Genomic DNA, 16293 nt, shown 5'->3' with positions numbered 1-16293 from the left:
GATGAAGCATTCAGACGACAACACACCTTCGAACGCCGCGCGCCGCACCTGGCTGCGCAACACGGCATGGACGATGGGCGCGGCGGCGCTCGGCGGCGCGGCGTTCGGGCTGCCCGGCGTGCGCGCATCCGCCGACGAAGCCTTGAAGCCGCTCAAACTCTCGTGGAATGCGGGCGCGATCTGCACGGCGCCCGTGCCCGTCGCCGTGCAGCAGGGCTTTTTCCGCAAGCATGGCCTGCAGGTCGAACTGATCAACTTCGCGGGTTCGACCGACCAGCTGCTCGAAGCGATTGCCACGGGCAAATCGGATGCGGGCGTCGGCATGGCGCTGCGCTGGATCAAGCCGCTGGAGCAGGGCTTCGACGTCAAGCTGACGTCGGGCATTCACGGCGGCTGCATGCGGCTGCTCGCGACACGCGCATCGGGCATCGTCGATCTGCAAGGGTTGAAGGGACGCACGGTCGGTGTGAGCGATATGGCGAGCCCGGCGAAGAACTTCTTTGCGATCTCGCTGAAGAAGATCGGCGTCGATCCTGACAACGACGTGCACTGGCGCCAGTATCCGGCGCCGCTGCTCGGCGAGGCGCTGAAGAAGGGCGAAGTGCACGCGATCGCCGACGGCGACCCGACCATCTGGACCTTGCGCGAGACCGACCATTTGCAGGAGGTGTCGAACAATCTGTGCGGCGAATACGCGAACCGTGTGTGCTGCGTGCTGGGTGTGCGCGGCTCGCTGGTCCGCAAGGACCGCGCGACGGCGCAGGCGTTGACGCAGGCGCTGCTGGAGGCCACCGAGTGGACCGCGAACCATCCCGCCGAAGCGGCGGCGATCTTCGCGCCGAATGCACCCGGCGCCAATGTCGCCCAATTGACGGAGATGTTGAAGAGCCATACGGATCATCACCATCCCGTCGGTGATGCGTTCAGGAAAGAGATCGCGCTGTATGCCGACGATCTGAAATCGGTTGGGGTGTTGAATGCGGGCACGAGTTCGGACCGCTTTGCGACGCGGGTGTTTGCCGACGTGCTGGCGTGATGTCGAGATTCAGCCGGCTTGAACTCCGCGCGTCGCCCGGAAAGATACTCAGAACTTATGGCGAATGCCGATCCGCACGAAAACCTGCTTGTCGCTGGTTGACGCCGTCTGGGTATTGATCGCAGCGACGGCCGACTTACCCGTCGAATCCGTTCCGGAAGCCTTCTGATACACGGCCGCCAGATACACATCGGAGCGCTTCGACAGAAAGTAGTCGATACCCAACGCCGTCTGGTAATACTTCGCACCCGGATTCGTGGCGCCGCTCCTTTCGCTGACGTCGCTGCCCTTCGTATAGTTGAACGCCGCCCCCGCAAGCAGTGCCGGAGTCAACTGATACTTGAAGTTGATTTCGGCATTGTTGAAGCTTGCGGTCCCCGTATAGCCCTTCGTGTTCAAAGCGGCAACCGCGCCGAGGTTCATGAACCGGATGTTGGAGTAGGTGGCGCCGAACGTGGCTGCGCCAAACGTGTAGGCGCCGCCCGCACCGATCACCTGATACGTGTTGGCGGAAGCGAATCCGCTGAACACCGGGCTCGTGACCGACGACGCCGTGCTCGACGACGTATTGTTGCCGAACATGCTGCCGCTGTTCGCACCCGGTGTGCGCGCGTTCAGGTAGCCGACGCCGAGTGTCAACGGACCATTGATATAGCCTGCACCCAACGACCAGATCTGGTTCGACGTCACGTCACCCGCGACGCCGCCCAGACTATACGTGCCGCCGAAACTCAGCCCCGCGTAGTTTGCGCTCGTGTATTTGATCGTGTTGTTGGTGCGGTACGTGTTGTTGAAGTTGTCGATATCGCCCGGATGTGCGCCCATGCTGGTCGCCCATTGGTCGCCCGTCGCGAGCCAGCCGACATAATCCACGACTGAATCGTACTGACGGCCCAACGTCACCGTGCCGGCCTTGCTCGACAGCCCCAGATAGGCCTGACGCCCGAACATCAGGCCGCCTTGCCCGAGCTTGCCGGTACTGGCGTCGAAGCCGTTCTCCAGCACGACGAGCGCCTTCATGCCGCCGCCGAGATCTTCCGTGCCGCGCAGCCCCCAGCGGCTGGCCTGCAGACCGCCGCTCGTCAGGCTGTAGAGTCGTCCGCCGCCGGCGTTCGAGTTGTAGTTGATACCTTCGTCGATAACCCCATACAGCGTGACGCTGCTTTGTGCGTGAGCAACACCGGCGAACACACTCACTGCTGCAACTGCAAGATGCGACTTCTTCATCGAACGACCTCCATAGCGTTGTGGTTGTTATTGCGAGGAAAAGCCCTGGCCGTGGTGCCGGCCTTTTTATCTACTGCCGGCGATGCTCACGTAGCGAATTCAGCCGACGTGCGGCGTGCCGTCGACGGCAACAGCAGCACGCCGACCATGCCGATCGCCACGCTGACCTGCACGTAGTAGATCGGTGCGAGATTGCTGCCCGTCACCTTGACGAGCCACGTGTTCACGAAGGGTGCGAGACCGCCGAAAACCAGCACCGCGAGGTTGTACGTGACGGAGGCGCCCGTCGAACGGACGCTGACCGGGAAGACTTCGGTGAGCACGATGGGCGTCGGCCCCCAGAAGAAGCTCATGAAACACGACACGCCGATCTGCAACGCGAGCAGCGAACTCAAGGTCGGCACGTTGACGAGTTGTCTGAACAACACGTACGAGGCAATGCCGTATGCGGCGATCGCGGGCAGCAGCACCGCCTTGCGGCCATAACGGTCCGACAGGTAGCCGGCGAGCGGGCAGAACACGAGGATGATCGCGGTGCCGATGAAGGTACTGAGGTTCACGTCGGCCGCCGACATGCCGAGTTGCTTCTTCGCGAAGATCGGCAGGAAGAACACGAACACATAGGCCGACACGGTACCGACCACCGCCATGCCGATGCTGCCGAGCATCGCGCGCGGATAGTCGCGAAACACCGTGCGTATCGGCGTATTCACAGGCTTGATCTTGCCGTGCCGCACCTCGTTCGCGTAGGCGAGGAATTCCGGCGATTCATCGACGGTCGAGCGGATGAGCCAGCCAACCGGGCCGATCAGGATGCCGAGCAGGAACGGCAGACGCCAGCCCCACGACTCGAGATCGTGCGGCGCGAGGTTGACGGTCAGCGTATAGGCGACGAGCGCACCGAGCGAAAACGCGAGCGCCTGCGAGCACATCTGGAAACTGCCGTAAAAGCCGCGCCGATGCGCGGGCGCGAACTCGATGAGCATCGTGGTCGCACCGCTGAACTCGCCGCCGACCGAGAACCCCTGAATCAGCCGCGCAAGCACCATCAGGATCGGCGCCGCGATGCCGATCGCCGCATACGTCGGCAACAGACCGATCATGCCCGTACCCACGGACATCAGGATGATCGTCATGGAAAGCGCTTTCTTGCGGCCGACGCGGTCGCCGTACAGGCCGAGCAACACGCCGCCGAGCGGGCGCACCGCGAAGCCGACGCCGAACGTCGCCAGCGTGAGGAGCATCGACGCGAAGTCGTTGCCGCCCGGGAAAAACAGCTTCGCGATCAGCACGGCAAAAAGACCATAGATCGCAAAGTCGAACCATTCGAATGCATTGCCCAGTACGGAGGCAATCACGACTTTTCGCACCATCGCCGGCGAGGGCGTCGGTTTTCCGTTCATTGCTGTTCCCCTTTGATCGTTTCCGTGAAAAAAAACGCTTCAACCAAGCCGTTGCCGGACGATTTCGATGAAGACGGCCGCACCGGCAGGCGCGGTGTCGTCGTCGAAATCGAATTCCGGGTGGTGGCACGTGAGTCCGTCGTGGCCGAGGAAGAAGTAGGACCCCGGGCGCTGCTGCAACATGAATGCGAAGTCTTCGGAGGCCATCAGCGGCGCGACGTCGACGATCACGTTCTCCGCTCCGAGCACGCGTTCGGCCGCGCGCTGTGCGGTGTCGGTTTCAGCGGGTGTGTTGAGCGTCGGCGGCGAAGTCTGCAGATGCTCGAAGCGCACTTCGCAGCCATACATCGTGGCCGCGCCTTCGCAGATCGCGCGCAGCCGCGCGAGGGTTGTCTCCTGCGCGGCAACCGACAGCGTGCGCACCGTGCCTTCCAGGACCGCCGTGTCGGGAATCACGTTGATCGCAGTGCCGGACAGGAACTTGCAGACGCTCACCACAGCGGTGTCGAGCGGATCGATGTTGCGGCTCACGATGCTCTGGATCGACTGCACGAGCGTCGTGCCGACGATCAGCGGATCGATCGACTTGTGCGGCATCGCCGCGTGGCTCCCGATGCCCTTGACGGTGATCCGGAAGAGATCGCAGGCCGACAGAATGGCGCCGGTGCGCACACCGATCTTGCCGGCCGGCAACTGGTTGTTGTTGTGCAGCGCGTAGATTTCGTCGCAATGGAAGCGCTCGAACAGGCCGTCGCTGATCATCGCCGAACCGCCACGCAGCGTTTCCTCGGCTGGCTGAAAGATCAGATGGACGGTGCCGCGAAAGTCGCGATGCGCAGCGAGGTGGCTGGCGACGCCGAGCAGGATCGCGGTATGGCCGTCGTGACCGCAGCCGTGGAATACGTTGTCGTGTGTGGAGCGGTACGCGGGCGTGCCTTTTTCGCTCATCGGCAGGGCGTCCATGTCGGCGCGCAGACCGATCGACGGGCCGTCGCCGCGCGTGCCGCGAATCGTGCCGACCACGCCCGTGCCGCCGATGCCCGTCTGCACGTCGATCGCCCAGCCGGCGAGCAGCTTCGCGACGAGGCCGGCCGTGCGGTGCTCATGAAAGCCCAGCTCCGGGTGCTGGTGGATGTCCCTGCGCCAGCCGCGCATCTGCTCGCCGAGCGCCTTCAGTTCGTTGTCCGTCTGCATACCGCCGTCTCCTCTGTGATGGATGAGTGCGTTGACCCCGCGCGACGCCCGGTAGTCACGCCGATATCCAAGATTAATTCAATAGTTGAAAGTTTCAAAAATCATTTTTCGCGCCCAATCGGTGGCGGCGGGTGCCCTGGGGTATGATCTTCGGGGGCCTCCCGGCGCAAAAGGCATAGAGCGAGCGGGCGGCAGCAAAGCCCGCCGGCTCGTAGAGCCTCGATCAGGCGGGTCTTTCAGACAGGACGGGGAAGAGATGCGAGCAGGGACGTCAGTGACGGCGAAGAGGGAAAACCCGAAGGATCACGTGAAAAGCAAAGCAAAAGGCGCCGCGCGCGGTTCCAGACAGGAACTTGCGGCCGGCAATGCACAGAACGCCGTCCGCGATGCCGGTCCGAACGAAACCCCTGATGGCGAGGGCCGCCAGGGTACCGAGGGAAGCTATTTCCTGACCTTCAAGCTCGACCTCGTCAAGAGCGAGATGATCAGCCGTGCCAACGCGTCATACCGGAGCGCGGTGGGACTCGACGTGCGTTCGCTGCGCGTGCTGCGGGTGATTTGCGATACCGAGGGCATCACCGCGACGGCGTTGAGCGAACAGACGCTGATTGAGAAGACGCTGCTGTCGAAGCTCATTGCCGATCTGATCGAACGCAAGCTGGTGCGGCGCTCGATCCATCCCGACGATGCGCGCCAGTTTCAGCTGTCGCCGACTGCGGCCGGCAAGCGGCTGCGTGTGACCGCCGACGAGCACGGCCAGTCGCTGGAAACGGAAATGCTGTCGATGCTGTCGGCGCAAGAGCGTGGTGAGTTGAACCGGATCGTCGACAAGCTGGTCGAGGCGTTCCGTCGGACCGGGGCGGAGTAGCGAAAGGCGTCGACGTCCGGGAGATTTGCGCGGTTTAGGGACCTTTAAGACTCCTTGCCGCGCACGAGCAGAACCGGGCAATGTGACTGGCGCACGAAACTCTCCGCGACACTACCGATCACCATGCGCTGAAGTCCCCGCCGGCCGTGCGTTCCGAGCACGACGAGATCCGCTTCCCAGCCTTCCGCATGCTGCTGCAATACGGCCGCGATATCCATTTTTTCGCCTGGCTTTTCAATCAGTTCACCACTGCCCGCGATGCCGTTCTGATCCAGCGTTTCCCGCGCTTCGTCAAGAATGTGTAACGCTTTGGCACGCAGGCCGTCGCGCTGACTGTTCGGCACGACGAGGCCGCCATACGCCACGACTTCGGCCTCGCTATCGAAGACCGACACAACAAGCACTTTCGATGGCCCGGCTTTCGCGACACGGATCGCTTCGCCCAGTGCAAGCTTCGATGTCTCGCTGCCGTCTATCGCTACCATAATTTTGGCGTACATGCTTTCTCCCTTTACACGAAATCGGAATGAATTCTCCTGTCACTGGATTGATGACACATTTCAGTGCTTATAGGTTGTCCATTCTGCGAAAGCTTGCCTGACGTCAATGTGGGTACGTTGGATATCCTTAGGATTTCGTCGTCAGGCGTTCATGTCGTGCCGAATGGGTCCGCTATGCGCTTCGATTCGCTGCGCCCTGCAGCGAGTGCTTCACGCCGGAACGGCCTCGCGCGTGGTGTGTTGCCGCGCGATAGCGGCGCGCACGAGCGGCAGCAGATCGCGCCCATACGCAAGCGCATCTTCAAGCGGATCGAAGCCGCGAATCAGAAAAGTCGTGACCCCGAGCTTGTGATATTCGAGCAGCGCATCCGTCACCTGTAGCGGCGTGCCGACAAGCGACGTCGAATTGCCCGCCGCACGCGTGAGTGCGGTGATGCCCGTCCACAGACGCTTGTCGACCACGCTTCCCTTATCGGCTTCGGCGAGCAGCCGCAAGGCGCCCACATTCTTCGGTTCCTTCGGCCGCCGCGTGAAATTCGGCGAGGCGGCGACGACGTCCTTCGCGCGCTGCAGAATCGATTCGGCGCGCGCCCATGCGGCTTCTTCCGTCGCGGCAATGATGGGGCGCAGCGACAGGCTGAAGCGAATGTGCTTCTCGCGTCCATGGCGGGCAGCGGATCGGCGCACCTTCGCAATCGTCTCCTCGACGGCCGCGAGCGATTCGCCCCACAACGCATAGACATCGGCATGTTTGCCTGCGACCTCGATCGCCGCGTCCGACGAGCCGCCGACATACACGGGCAAATGCGGCTGCTGCAGCGGACGGATTTGCGACTTGTGACCGGTGACACGGTAATAAGCGCCTTCGTGATCGAACGGTGTCTCGCTCGTCCATGAGCGCTTGACGACATCGAGATATTCGTCGGTGCGCCGATAGCGCTCGTCGTGCGACAGAAAATCGCCATCGCGCTGCTGCTCCGCATCGTCGCCGCCCGAGATGATGTGGACGGCCGTGCGCCCCGCGCTGAAGTGATCGAGCGTCGCGAGTTGCCGCGCGGCCAGTGTCGGCGCGACGAAGCCGGGACGATGCGCGAGCAGGATGCCGAGACGCTTCGTCTGTTGCGCGACGAACGAAGCGATCTGAAAGCCGTCGGGCGACGCGCTCGAATGTGCAATCAGCACGCGGTCGAAGCCACCGTATTCATGCGCTTGCGCGACGGCGGCGATATACGGCGGATTCACTGCGGGTCCTGTCGGCAAGTGGATCTCGCTTGCTTCCTGATGGCTCACGTAGCCGATGAATTCGACGCTCATCTGTGTTCGCTCCTTGTCGGTTGATTGGCGGCGAATGCCGCGCGGCCCAGATTGCCGAGTACGGTGTCGTTCTGCGGCGTATGAATGCGCGCGCACAGCACGTCGCGGTAGTGACGCTCCAGTGCGTTGTTACGGCTCAAGCCGGGATTGCTGCTCGCTTCCAGTGCGAGTTCGACGGCATCGATCGCGTGCTTGCTGACGAGATATTTGATGGTCGGCGCCTCCGCCGTATTGATCTGACCGGCTGCGCCCGCATCGAGCAAGGTGCGGTTGTTGAAGAGCAGGGCGTCGATGCGTCCCACCGTCTGCTGAAAACTGTCGAGTGTGGAAAGCGGTGCGTTCAGTCCCGAAGGCACGCGCTGCGCCGCCCATTGCACGAACCAGTCGCGTGCCGCGCGTGCGACGCCGTCGTAGATCGACGGCAGCAGCACGTTCATCCAGAGGCTCGTCACCGGGTCCATGCCGTTGGCGGGGCCGGGCGCTTGAAGATCGACGGCCTGGCCGAACGGAACGCGCACGTCATCGAAGATCACTTCGTGGCTGCCCGTCGCGCGCATGCCGAGATGATTCCATGGCTCGCCGAAACGCACGCCGGGTGTGTCGCGATGGACGAGCCATGTGCCGACGCGCGGCACGGCTTCGTCCGTGCGTCCCCACACGGCAAACCACGTCAGACCGGGGCTTCCCGTCGAATAGAGCTTGCGGCCGTTCAACATCCAGTGATCGCCTTCGCTGCGGCCGACGGTTGCGGGCAATCCGCCGCGCGACGGCGAGCCGAGTTCGGGTTCGACGCGCAGCGAGTTGATCAGCGCACCGCGTTCGACGGCATCGCGCGCGATGCGTTCTTTCAGTGCGATGGGCCAGTTCGGATTGGCCTGCAAGCGCAGATGGTAAAGGCATTGCATGACGACAATCAGCGCCGTGGAAGGCTCGCCGCGTGCGATCGCACGAACCACCTTCAGCGCTTGTGCAAGCGTGGCCTCGCGTCCGCCGAGCGCGCGCGGCACGGTCAGCGACAGCAGGCCGGCACGTCGCAGGCGAGCGAGATTATCGTGCGGAAAGAGCGGCCCCGCATCGAGCGCGGCGGCACCTGCGCTGAATTCGGCGGTGAGGGCGGCGAGCCACGCATCGGCTTGCGGACTGTCGAGGTCGGCGAGCGCTGCGAGCGCATCGGCATCGCGCTCGACTTCGGCAAGCGCGCTATCGGGTTGTCGGCTGGTCATGATCGATTCACTGTGCCGTGAGCGGGAATTGCCGGTCGAAACTCTTCGTGACATCGAGGCGCGTCTTGATCACATCGGCACGGTGATAGAGATCGGCCGTCTTTTGCTGCTCGGCGACCAGCCCATCGTCGATGACAACGGGATGCAGCTGTGCGCGCTGATAGACGGTCTTCAGCACGTCAGGCGGCAAGCCCGTGACCTTCGATTGCATGGCGGCCACTTCGTCCGGGTGCGATAGCGCCCAGCGTTGACCCGCCGCGACGCGCTTGAGGAAGTCGGCGATCTCGGCGTGCTTGTCGTTGATCGAGGTTTCCGTCGCAGCCTGAAAACTGAGGCCGGAAGACAGATTGACGCCGTTGGCGATGCTGCGATCATGATCGCGCTGCTCGGCGAGTGCGACATACGGATCCCACGTGGACCACGCGTCGACGTTACCCGATGCGAGCGCAGCCTTGGCGTCGGCGGGCTGCATGAAGCGCAGCGAAACATCGGAGAGCTTGATGCCCGCGCGTTCGAGCGTCGCGATCGCGAGGTAATGGCCGATCGAGCCGCGCGTGGTCGCGATGCGCTTGCCCTTGAGATCGGCGGCCGTCTTGATGGGCGATGCATCGGGCACGATGATCGCGAGATCGGTGGGCGTCGAGCGCGTGGCGGCTACCGCGCGCACTCTTGCGCCCGCAGCGTAGGCGAAGATCAGCGGCGCATCGCCGAGGCCGCCTACGTCGATTGCGCCGGCGTTCAGTGCTTCTCCCAGCGGCTGCGCAGCAGGGAAGTTGAACCATTCGATCTTGTACGGCACGTCTTTGAGCTGGCCCGACGCTTCGAGAATGCCACGCGTCTGCAATTGCTGGTCGCCCACTTTCAACGTGGTGTCGGCAAGCGCGACAGGCGATGCGCTCGTGACGATCACGCCGAGTAGAAGACGGGAGAATCTTTGCAGGAATCGATGGGGATGGAAGGGCATGAGATGCGCGGCGAAGAGTGGTGACTGAAAACACACGATACGGTTGCGAGTTTTATAAGGCAAACGCATTGTTCTTCTTAGTTAATATGCGGGAGGGGAAAGCAGAAAAGTACAGGTATCGCTTGAATGCGAGGGCGGTTGCACGCTAAGGTCGCGCTATCGACACTTCGTCAAACGACCGAACCATCCATGAAACTCGATGAAATCGAGGCCTTCGTTGCCGTCGTGCGCAGCCAGTCGCTGAGTCAGGCGGCCGACTCTCTCGCGCTGACGCAACCGGCCGTTACGCGCCGCATCCAGAACTTCGAAGAAGCGCTCGGCGTCGAGCTGCTCGACCGCAATACGAAGCCTTTGAAGGCGACGCCGATGGGGCGCGCCGTCTACGAACAATGCCGCGCGATCGTGCGCGAGGTGGATGCGCTCAGGCATCTCGTCGCGGACGACGCGCCACTGGCCGGCGTGTTGAGACTCGGCGTCGCGCAGACGGTCGCCGACGTGGCCATGCTCGCGGCGCTGCATGCGCTGCGCGGCGCGCATCCCGAGTTGCAGGCGCGCGTGTCGACGGGATGGGGCAATCCGCTGCTGCAGAAAGTCGATGAGGGAGAACTGGATGCCGCGATCGTGCTGTTGCCTGCGAACCGCACCTTGTCCGACACCCTGGCGGGTGAAGCGTTGGGCGAACTGAAGCTGGCCGTCGTCGCGCAAAAGGGCAGTGTGAAGAAACGCCCTTATACGCTCGCCGAATGTCAGCCGTATGGCTGGGTGTTGAATCCCGATGGCTGCGGTTTTCGTGCGGGCTTGCAGCAGGCGCTCGCGGCGCAAGGCTATACGCTGAAGCTCAACCTCGAAACGCTCGGCACCGAACTGCAACTCGGGCTCGTCGCCGATGGTGTCGGTCTGGGGCTGGTTCCGCTGCCCTTGCTTCGCAATAGCGCGCACGCCGCGCATCTCGACGTGGTTCAGATCAGCGACTTCAAACCCGAAATCGCCGTATGGATCGTGCGTTCGCGCGCGCTGGGCAAGATGCAATCGGCCCTCTCCGTGCTGGCGGAAAGCGTCGAGCAGAGCTTCAAGGCGGCACGTCTGTCACGCGCCGCCTGATGGCGCACTCAGATCACGAAGAATCCATGCGTGCCGTCGCGATCGAGTTGTGCGACGAGACCGTATTCCCATTCCAGATACGCGTTCATCGCTTCACGCGCATTGTCGTTGCCTTCATAGGGACGTCGATAACGATCGATACGCGGCGAAGCGAGCCGGGCATCTCCCGATTCGGTCAGGAAGCCCGCGCGTATCCATGCCGACGTGCCGCCCTCCAGCACATGGACGAGCTTGCCCGTCAGCGCGGCGATTTCGGGCGCGGCGAAGGGCGCGAGCGCGTTGGTCGCGCAGGTGACGACGTAGCGTCTGGCATCGGGCAGCGTGCGCAGATCGTCGACATCGTTGGACAGATGCGACCGCAGGATCCAGTGCGCCCCCGGAATGTGCGCCTTCACGTGATTCGCGCTCGACGTCACGTCGATCACGACGGTGCCGCTCGACGGATTGGCGAGCAGCGCAGCGAGTTCGTCGGCGGTAAGGGCGGGCGTGTGAGCCGGCTCAGGTCTCGCACCGCGCCAGCTTCCACTGGCCGTCAGTTCCTGTCCGGTAGCGTCATCGACCACATAGACGTCGATATTCATCTGCGCGAGCCACGAGGCCGTCATATTGGCGCGCACGCCGTCGTCGTCGAACAGCACCACGCGCGCGCCGCGCACGGGCGCGAACATTTCCGTCTCCTGCACGAGCTGGCCGCCCGGCGCGCCCTGAAATCCGGGCGCATGGGCACGCTCGTATTCGGTTGGCGTGCGCACGTCGAAACGATACGTCGTGCGGGAGGATTCGGCTGACCAGCGTGCGGCTTCATCGAGTGTGGTGCGTCTCACGCCTGCGCGGTCCGCCAGTGCACGCGATGCGCTGCGTGACGCATCGAGACTCGCCTGATCGAGACCGGCCTGCGCATCGAATTGGCGGTCGCTGCCGTGTTCGAGCGTCTGCCCCGCGAGCGTCCAGCCGATGGTGCCGTTGCGCAGAGCCGCGACGGGGTTCGGCAACCCTGCGTTGACGAGCGATTGTGTGCCGATGATGCTGCGCGTGCGGCCTGCGCAATTGACGATCACGCGCGTTTTCGGGTCCGGCGCGAGCGCACGCGCGCGCAGCACGAGTTCCGCGCCGGGGACGCTGATGCTGCCCGGTATGTTCATCGTGCGGTATTCGTCCAGGCGGCGCGCGTCGAGCACGACGACGTCGTCACCGTTCTGGAGCAGTGTTTGGACGGCTTCGGCGGAAAGCGAAGGCGTATGCCTTTGCGCTTCGACGAATTCGCCGAATGCCTTGCTCGGCACGTTGACGTCGCGGAACACTTCGCCGCCTGCGCGAATCCATCCATCGAGCCCACCCGCCAGCAATGCGATCCGCGTATAGCCGAGCGACGCGAGCTTGTCGGCGGCGCGGGTTGCGAGTCCTTCCCCTGCGTCGAACAGCACGATGGGCACGTCGCGCCGCGGCAAACGGGTGTAGGCATCGAGTTCGATCTTCGATAGCGGGAAATTCGCGGCGAAGAGCGGGTGCGCCTGCGCATGCGGGTCTTCTTCGCGTACGTCGAGCAACGCGATTTCGCGGCGCGCGAGCAGCGCTTCGCGTACGTCTTCATACGTGCGAACGGGATAAGGCTTCATGGAAGATGCGGTTCCTTGCTGAGATCCCACAGGTTGGGGAGCGTGTCGTTCGAGTAGCCCGAGATAAACGGTTTGGCCCGTTCGCCTGGCGGATAAGTGAAGCGGCGCACCGCGCCGATGTTCGCCCCATACACGTGGATGCTGACCGACGTACGGTCGTCATGCGCATTGCGCACGCGATGAATATCGCCGATGGCAGGCGAGACCGCTTCGACGTCGCCCGCTTCGAGTCGCACTTCGGCGCTCGCCGCATGCAGCGTGCCGTCGTCGTTGCGGGCATAGGGCGCAGCAAGTTCCGCGCCGCGCAGCACGCCGATGAGTCCCCACACGGTGTGATCGTGAATCGGCGTCTGCTGGCCGGGGCCCCACACGAAGCTGACGACGCTGAAGCGTTGGCGCGCGTCGGCGTAAAGCAGAAACTGCTGATAGCGCTCGGTGGACGGTCGGGCGTAAGCATCGGGCAGCCAGTCGTCGACGCGGATCAGTTCGCGCAGCGCTCGTGCGCCCTGATCGAGCAGCGTGGCTTCATCGACGCCGGAATCGACGAGTTCTGCAATCTCGCCGACAAAGCTCCGTAGTTTATGGATCGCCATCAGTCGAGCAACTCCCGTTCGGTTTCGATCAGCCCTTCATACAGGCTGTTGAATGCATGACGCGCACCGTTTGCACGACCGACCTGCTGATGCGTGAGGTCCGCCATCTCATGGGGAATCGGCTGCGGTGTGCCCGCCGCTTCCGCGAGCAGTTGCGCGTGGCATGCGTTGTCGAGCGCGATGTACCACCATGCTGCCGCCTCGACCGTCGGGCCTGCCGTCAGAATGCCGTGATTCTTCAGTATCACGGCCTTGCGCGGACCTAGCGCTTCGGCGATACGCGCGCCCTCCGTGGTGTCGAGCACGACGCCGCGAAAGTCATCGAACAGCGCGTGGTCTTCGTAGAACGCGCACGAGTCCTGTGTCAACGGATCGAGCTTGCGGCCGAGCGTCGACCATGCCTTGCCGTACAGCGAATGCGTATGCGCAGCGGCGACGACATCGGGCCGCGCTTCGTGAATCGCCGCATGAATCGCAAACGCAGCCTGATTCACGGGACCCTCGCCGACGACGATCTCGCCGTCGCGATTGACCAGCAGCAGGTCCGACACACGCATGCGGCCGAAATGCCGGCCCAGCGGATTGACCCAGAAGTGATCGGTCCATTCGGGATCGCGTGCGGTGATGTGGCCCGCGAGCCCTTGCGCAAAACCGTAGTGCGCAAACAGACGAAATGCGCCCGCGAGGCGCTGCTGACGATGCAGACGTTCTTCGGCAAACGAGCGCTGCGGTTCCAGTTCATCGTCGAACCAGAACTTGCGCACGGGTGTGTCGCGCAGCACGAGCGGCGGTTGATCTTCGAGCAGGGTGGCCATGATCGCTCCGGTCAGGCCGCGCGGCGCGCGCGGGACGTGAGTTCGCGTGTCGCGGGGATCAGTTCGCGGCCGTAATCGATCGCATCTTCGAGCGGATCGAAGCCGCGAATCAGGAAGGTCGTAACGCCGAGTTCATGATATTCGGCGAGCGTCTGTGCAACCTGTGCGGGGGTGCCGACAAGTGCCGTCGAATTCGAGCGTCCGCCGATTTCCTTTGCGACGGCTGTCCAGAGACGCTCGTCCGCGCGGACGCCGTCGCCGGACGCCGCGAGCAGGCGGCGTGCGCCTTCGCTCTGTTGCGGACCGCCGCGAGAGAAGCCCTGTTCGACGCGCAAGCGGCGCGTCTCATCGAGGATGTGTTCCGCACGCTCCCATGCGGCTTTTTCCGTTGCGGCGAGGATCGGACGGAACGACACGGAGAACCGCACGTTGCGGCCATGCTTTGCGGCTTCGGCGCGAACGCGCGTCACCTGCTCATGCACCTGCTGTTTCGATTCGCCCCATAGTGCATAGACATCGGCGTGCTTGCCGGCCACGGCGAGTGCCGGCTCCGATGCGCCGCCGAAATAGATCGGCACGTGCGGCGACTGCTTCGGTTTGACTTCGGAGAAAGCCTTTTCAAAGCGATAGAAGCGGCCTTCGTGATCGAACGGCTGATCTTCCGTCCATACGCGACGCAGAATCTGCAAGTATTCGTCGGTGCGAGCGTAACGCTCGTCGTGACTTAGAAAGTCGCCGTCGCGCCGTTGGTCTTCATCGCTGCCACCCGAGATGAAGTGCACGGCGAGCCGTCCGCCCGAGAAGTGATCGAGCGTGGCGATCTGCCGTGCAGCGAGCGTGGGTGCGACGAAGCCCGGCCGATGCGCGAGCATGAAATGAACCTTCGATGTCACGCTCGCCGCATAGGCAATCGTGATCGTCGCGTCGGGGCTCGTCGAACTGTGCGGAACGAGAATGCGATCGAAGCCGGCATTCTCATGCGCCTGCGCGAACGCGCGCACGTACTCGGTATCGACAGCGGGCCCTTGTGGAAGGTGCGTTTCCGATACCTTGCGCTGCTGGATCATGCCGATGAATTCGACGCCCATGTTAGCTCCTTGCGGAAATCCGTTTAGATGGAGGAATGCATGTCGAAACAGACGCTACGAGGTACGAAGCATCCGTCGATGATGCAATCGAGGCTAACACCGCGTTATGCAAAGACTAAATAGTAAATTCAGATAAACATATCGACGGAGCATGTTGCGCGGCGCCGATGAGGGAGAGGCATCAGGTGCTGGCCGGACGTCGGTCTGGTGATCAGCGCACAGATCGTCGTGCTCGGCCGCGCGCTGATGGCGCGGTCAGCAGTCGCGAGGGCAAACTGAATCAGGCGGAAAACCTGCAGCGCTCGACGCGATGCATTGGCGGCGACAACGAACGGTTGGAGTCGGCTGGCAGCGGCTGGGATGGTAGAGATGAAACCCGGAAAACGACGGAGGCGTGAAAGCATCCTGCTGGTTCGGATCGCTTGCACCGCAGTAACGGATTCGGGGCGTTGTTCGTACTGTGCGTGGCCGGACAATACGCGGCTCTGCAGAAACCGCGCTTACGCCCCGTAAAACTTCTCACAGAACGCCGCACTCGCACCGAGCCTTCGGGAGAGATCGGCAGCCGCATCCAGTTGCACACGATCGAGTTCACCCGTTGCGTGGGCCGGACAGAGGCGCGACGCAGGGCCCGAAAGCGTGAGGGCCGCCATGAATTTTTCGCCGGCGCCGAAAATCGGTATCGCGAACGCCGCAGTATGAACATCGCGCGCACCTGCGGTGAAGAGCGGCAGCGCGGGCGGTTCGTCGTAGATCGGTTCACCGAGTCCCCAGAAACGGATCACCTGGCCGATAGCGGTGTCGTCGAGCGGGAAGGTCGTTCCGGCAAGCCGCGTCTCCCGTAGGCCTTCCGACGGCTCGGCACGGAAAAGGCAAAGCCGCTGACCGTTGTCGTGAACGTAGTACGATGCGCTTTCCTTCGTCAGCGCGGCCAGTGCATGCAGCGCAGGTTCGACCACCGACGACAGATGGAATGACTGCTCATACAGCTTGCCCAGATACAGCACGCGATGTCCGAGCGAATACGCACCGCCTTGCGAGCGCACGACATAGCCCATCCGCTCCAATGAGTTCATGAGGCGATAGACCGTCGTCTTGTGCATGCCGGACGCTTGCGCGAGCATCGCGAGCGACTGCGATTCAGCGCCCGGCTTGAAGCAGTCCAACAGCGACAACGCTTTCTCGACCGCCACCACCCCGTCGTTTCCCATCTTTGCCTCCCATCTTCAGTGTTCAGGATTGTACACAGTAAAACGATGGTTTACACCGTAAAAGGGTAAACGCTAGTGCCATCGCATCTCGTGCCTGGCTATAGTGATTTCACAGAGTACACCATGGTTGTACAGAGTAA

At 63.1% G+C, this 16293-nt stretch carries 15 protein-coding genes; 3 read left to right on the top strand and 12 right to left on the bottom strand.

Going from position 1 to position 16293, the window contains the following annotated elements; all coding sequences use genetic code 11:
* Window position 1 precedes the first annotated feature (1 nt).
* Entirely contained in the window at window positions 2-1036 is a 1035-nt protein-coding gene (locus G3N95_RS25405; protein WP_205972828.1) for an ABC transporter substrate-binding protein, read from the top strand.
* Between the two features lie 48 nt (window positions 1037-1084).
* Here the strand turns inward: G3N95_RS25405 and G3N95_RS25400 are convergent, their stop codons facing one another.
* The 3 genes from G3N95_RS25400 to G3N95_RS25390 form a co-directional block, all read right to left on the bottom strand.
* On the bottom strand, window positions 1085-2263 hold the full coding sequence (locus G3N95_RS25400) for a porin (RefSeq protein WP_205972827.1): 1179 nt from the start codon (window positions 2261-2263) through the stop codon (window positions 1085-1087).
* A gap of 86 nt (window positions 2264-2349) precedes the next feature.
* The gene (locus G3N95_RS25395) at window positions 2350-3666 is read right to left on the bottom strand and encodes an MFS transporter (protein ID WP_205972826.1); all 1317 of its coding nucleotides are present in this window, start codon (window positions 3664-3666) and stop codon (window positions 2350-2352) included.
* Window positions 3667-3705: 39 nt separating this feature from the next.
* Window positions 3706-4860 carry a M20 aminoacylase family protein gene (locus tag G3N95_RS25390; RefSeq protein WP_241018917.1) on the bottom strand — a complete coding sequence of 385 codons (1155 nt, stop codon included), beginning with the start codon at window positions 4858-4860 and terminating at the stop codon, window positions 3706-3708.
* An 85-nt stretch (window positions 4861-4945) separates the two neighbouring features.
* Here G3N95_RS25390 and G3N95_RS40635 point away from each other — a divergent pair, with 85 nt between their 5' ends.
* On the top strand, window positions 4946-5728 hold the full coding sequence (locus tag G3N95_RS40635) for a MarR family winged helix-turn-helix transcriptional regulator (RefSeq protein WP_241018914.1): 783 nt from the start codon (window positions 4946-4948) through the stop codon (window positions 5726-5728).
* 44 nt (window positions 5729-5772) lie between these two features.
* Here G3N95_RS40635 and G3N95_RS25380 read toward each other — a convergent pair whose 3' ends face one another.
* The 4 genes from G3N95_RS25380 to G3N95_RS25365 all read right to left on the bottom strand — a co-directional run bounded on the left by G3N95_RS25380 (window position 5773) and on the right by G3N95_RS25365 (window position 9729).
* Window positions 5773-6228 carry a universal stress protein gene (locus tag G3N95_RS25380; protein ID WP_205972825.1) on the bottom strand — a complete coding sequence of 152 codons (456 nt, stop codon included), beginning with the start codon at window positions 6226-6228 and terminating at the stop codon, window positions 5773-5775.
* Window positions 6229-6438: 210 nt separating this feature from the next.
* Window positions 6439-7542 carry an LLM class flavin-dependent oxidoreductase gene (locus G3N95_RS25375; protein ID WP_205972824.1) on the bottom strand — a complete coding sequence of 368 codons (1104 nt, stop codon included), beginning with the start codon at window positions 7540-7542 and terminating at the stop codon, window positions 6439-6441.
* The gene (locus G3N95_RS25370; RefSeq protein WP_205972823.1) at window positions 7539-8765 is read right to left on the bottom strand and encodes an acyl-CoA dehydrogenase family protein; all 1227 of its coding nucleotides are present in this window, start codon (window positions 8763-8765) and stop codon (window positions 7539-7541) included. Before G3N95_RS25370 ends, G3N95_RS25375 begins: the two co-directional genes overlap by 4 nt.
* A 7-nt stretch (window positions 8766-8772) precedes the next feature.
* Window positions 8773-9729 (bottom strand): ABC transporter substrate-binding protein, encoded by a 957-nt coding sequence (locus G3N95_RS25365; protein WP_205972822.1) that lies wholly within the window; start codon window positions 9727-9729, stop codon window positions 8773-8775.
* 189 nt (window positions 9730-9918) lie between these two features.
* On the opposite strand from G3N95_RS25365, the gene G3N95_RS25360 reads away from it, so the two are divergent.
* Window positions 9919-10830: a LysR family transcriptional regulator gene (locus G3N95_RS25360; RefSeq protein ID WP_205972821.1), complete on the top strand. Its 912-nt coding sequence runs from the start codon at window positions 9919-9921 to the stop codon at window positions 10828-10830.
* A gap of 8 nt (window positions 10831-10838) precedes the next feature.
* On the opposite strand, the gene G3N95_RS25355 is transcribed toward G3N95_RS25360, so the two are convergent.
* The 5 genes from G3N95_RS25355 to G3N95_RS25335 all read right to left on the bottom strand — a co-directional run bounded on the left by G3N95_RS25355 (window position 10839) and on the right by G3N95_RS25335 (window position 16153).
* Window positions 10839-12446, bottom strand: a complete 1608-nt coding sequence (locus G3N95_RS25355) for a rhodanese-related sulfurtransferase (protein ID WP_205972820.1) — start codon at window positions 12444-12446, stop codon at window positions 10839-10841.
* On the bottom strand, window positions 12443-13039 hold the full coding sequence (locus G3N95_RS25350; protein ID WP_205972819.1) for a cysteine dioxygenase: 597 nt from the start codon (window positions 13037-13039) through the stop codon (window positions 12443-12445). Before G3N95_RS25350 ends, G3N95_RS25355 begins: the two co-directional genes overlap by 4 nt.
* Window positions 13039-13854, bottom strand: coding sequence for a class II aldolase/adducin family protein (locus G3N95_RS25345; protein ID WP_205972818.1), 816 nt, complete (start codon window positions 13852-13854; stop codon window positions 13039-13041). The genes G3N95_RS25350 and G3N95_RS25345 overlap by 1 nt, the downstream gene beginning before the upstream one ends.
* An 11-nt stretch (window positions 13855-13865) precedes the next feature.
* Entirely contained in the window at window positions 13866-14942 is a 1077-nt protein-coding gene (locus tag G3N95_RS25340; protein ID WP_205972817.1) for an LLM class flavin-dependent oxidoreductase, read from the bottom strand.
* A gap of 500 nt (window positions 14943-15442) precedes the next feature.
* Window positions 15443-16153 (bottom strand): IclR family transcriptional regulator, encoded by a 711-nt coding sequence (locus G3N95_RS25335; RefSeq protein WP_205972816.1) that lies wholly within the window; start codon window positions 16151-16153, stop codon window positions 15443-15445.
* Window positions 16154-16293 lie beyond the last annotated feature (140 nt).

The organism is Paraburkholderia sp. Tr-20389, from assembly GCF_017104565.1.
GTDB lineage: Bacteria > Pseudomonadota > Gammaproteobacteria > Burkholderiales > Burkholderiaceae > Paraburkholderia.
This window is presented reverse-complemented; position numbering and strand designations above follow the sequence as displayed.

What these genes read in the sequence shown, in the direction of transcription:
- G3N95_RS25360 (WP_205972821.1), top strand. Translation starts at nt 9,919, where the DNA reads ATGAAACTCGATGAAATCGAGGCCTTCGTTGCCGTCGTGCGCAGCCAG.
- G3N95_RS25365 (WP_205972822.1), bottom strand. Translation starts at nt 9,729, where the DNA reads ATGCCCTTCCATCCCCATCGATTCCTGCAAAGATTCTCCCGTCTTCTA.
- G3N95_RS25340 (WP_205972817.1), bottom strand. Translation starts at nt 14,942, where the DNA reads ATGGGCGTCGAATTCATCGGCATGATCCAGCAGCGCAAGGTATCGGAA.
- G3N95_RS25395 (WP_205972826.1), bottom strand. Translation starts at nt 3,666, where the DNA reads ATGAACGGAAAACCGACGCCCTCGCCGGCGATGGTGCGAAAAGTCGTG.
- G3N95_RS25400 (WP_205972827.1), bottom strand. Translation starts at nt 2,263, where the DNA reads ATGAAGAAGTCGCATCTTGCAGTTGCAGCAGTGAGTGTGTTCGCCGGT.
- G3N95_RS25370 (WP_205972823.1), bottom strand. Translation starts at nt 8,765, where the DNA reads ATGACCAGCCGACAACCCGATAGCGCGCTTGCCGAAGTCGAGCGCGAT.
- G3N95_RS25380 (WP_205972825.1), bottom strand. Translation starts at nt 6,228, where the DNA reads ATGTACGCCAAAATTATGGTAGCGATAGACGGCAGCGAGACATCGAAG.
- G3N95_RS25350 (WP_205972819.1), bottom strand. Translation starts at nt 13,039, where the DNA reads ATGGCGATCCATAAACTACGGAGCTTTGTCGGCGAGATTGCAGAACTC.
- G3N95_RS25390 (WP_241018917.1), bottom strand. Translation starts at nt 4,860, where the DNA reads ATGCAGACGGACAACGAACTGAAGGCGCTCGGCGAGCAGATGCGCGGC.
- G3N95_RS25345 (WP_205972818.1), bottom strand. Translation starts at nt 13,854, where the DNA reads ATGGCCACCCTGCTCGAAGATCAACCGCCGCTCGTGCTGCGCGACACA.
- G3N95_RS25335 (WP_205972816.1), bottom strand. Translation starts at nt 16,153, where the DNA reads ATGGGAAACGACGGGGTGGTGGCGGTCGAGAAAGCGTTGTCGCTGTTG.
- G3N95_RS25355 (WP_205972820.1), bottom strand. Translation starts at nt 12,446, where the DNA reads ATGAAGCCTTATCCCGTTCGCACGTATGAAGACGTACGCGAAGCGCTG.
- G3N95_RS25375 (WP_205972824.1), bottom strand. Translation starts at nt 7,542, where the DNA reads ATGAGCGTCGAATTCATCGGCTACGTGAGCCATCAGGAAGCAAGCGAG.
- G3N95_RS25405 (WP_205972828.1), top strand. Translation starts at nt 2, where the DNA reads ATGAAGCATTCAGACGACAACACACCTTCGAACGCCGCGCGCCGCACC.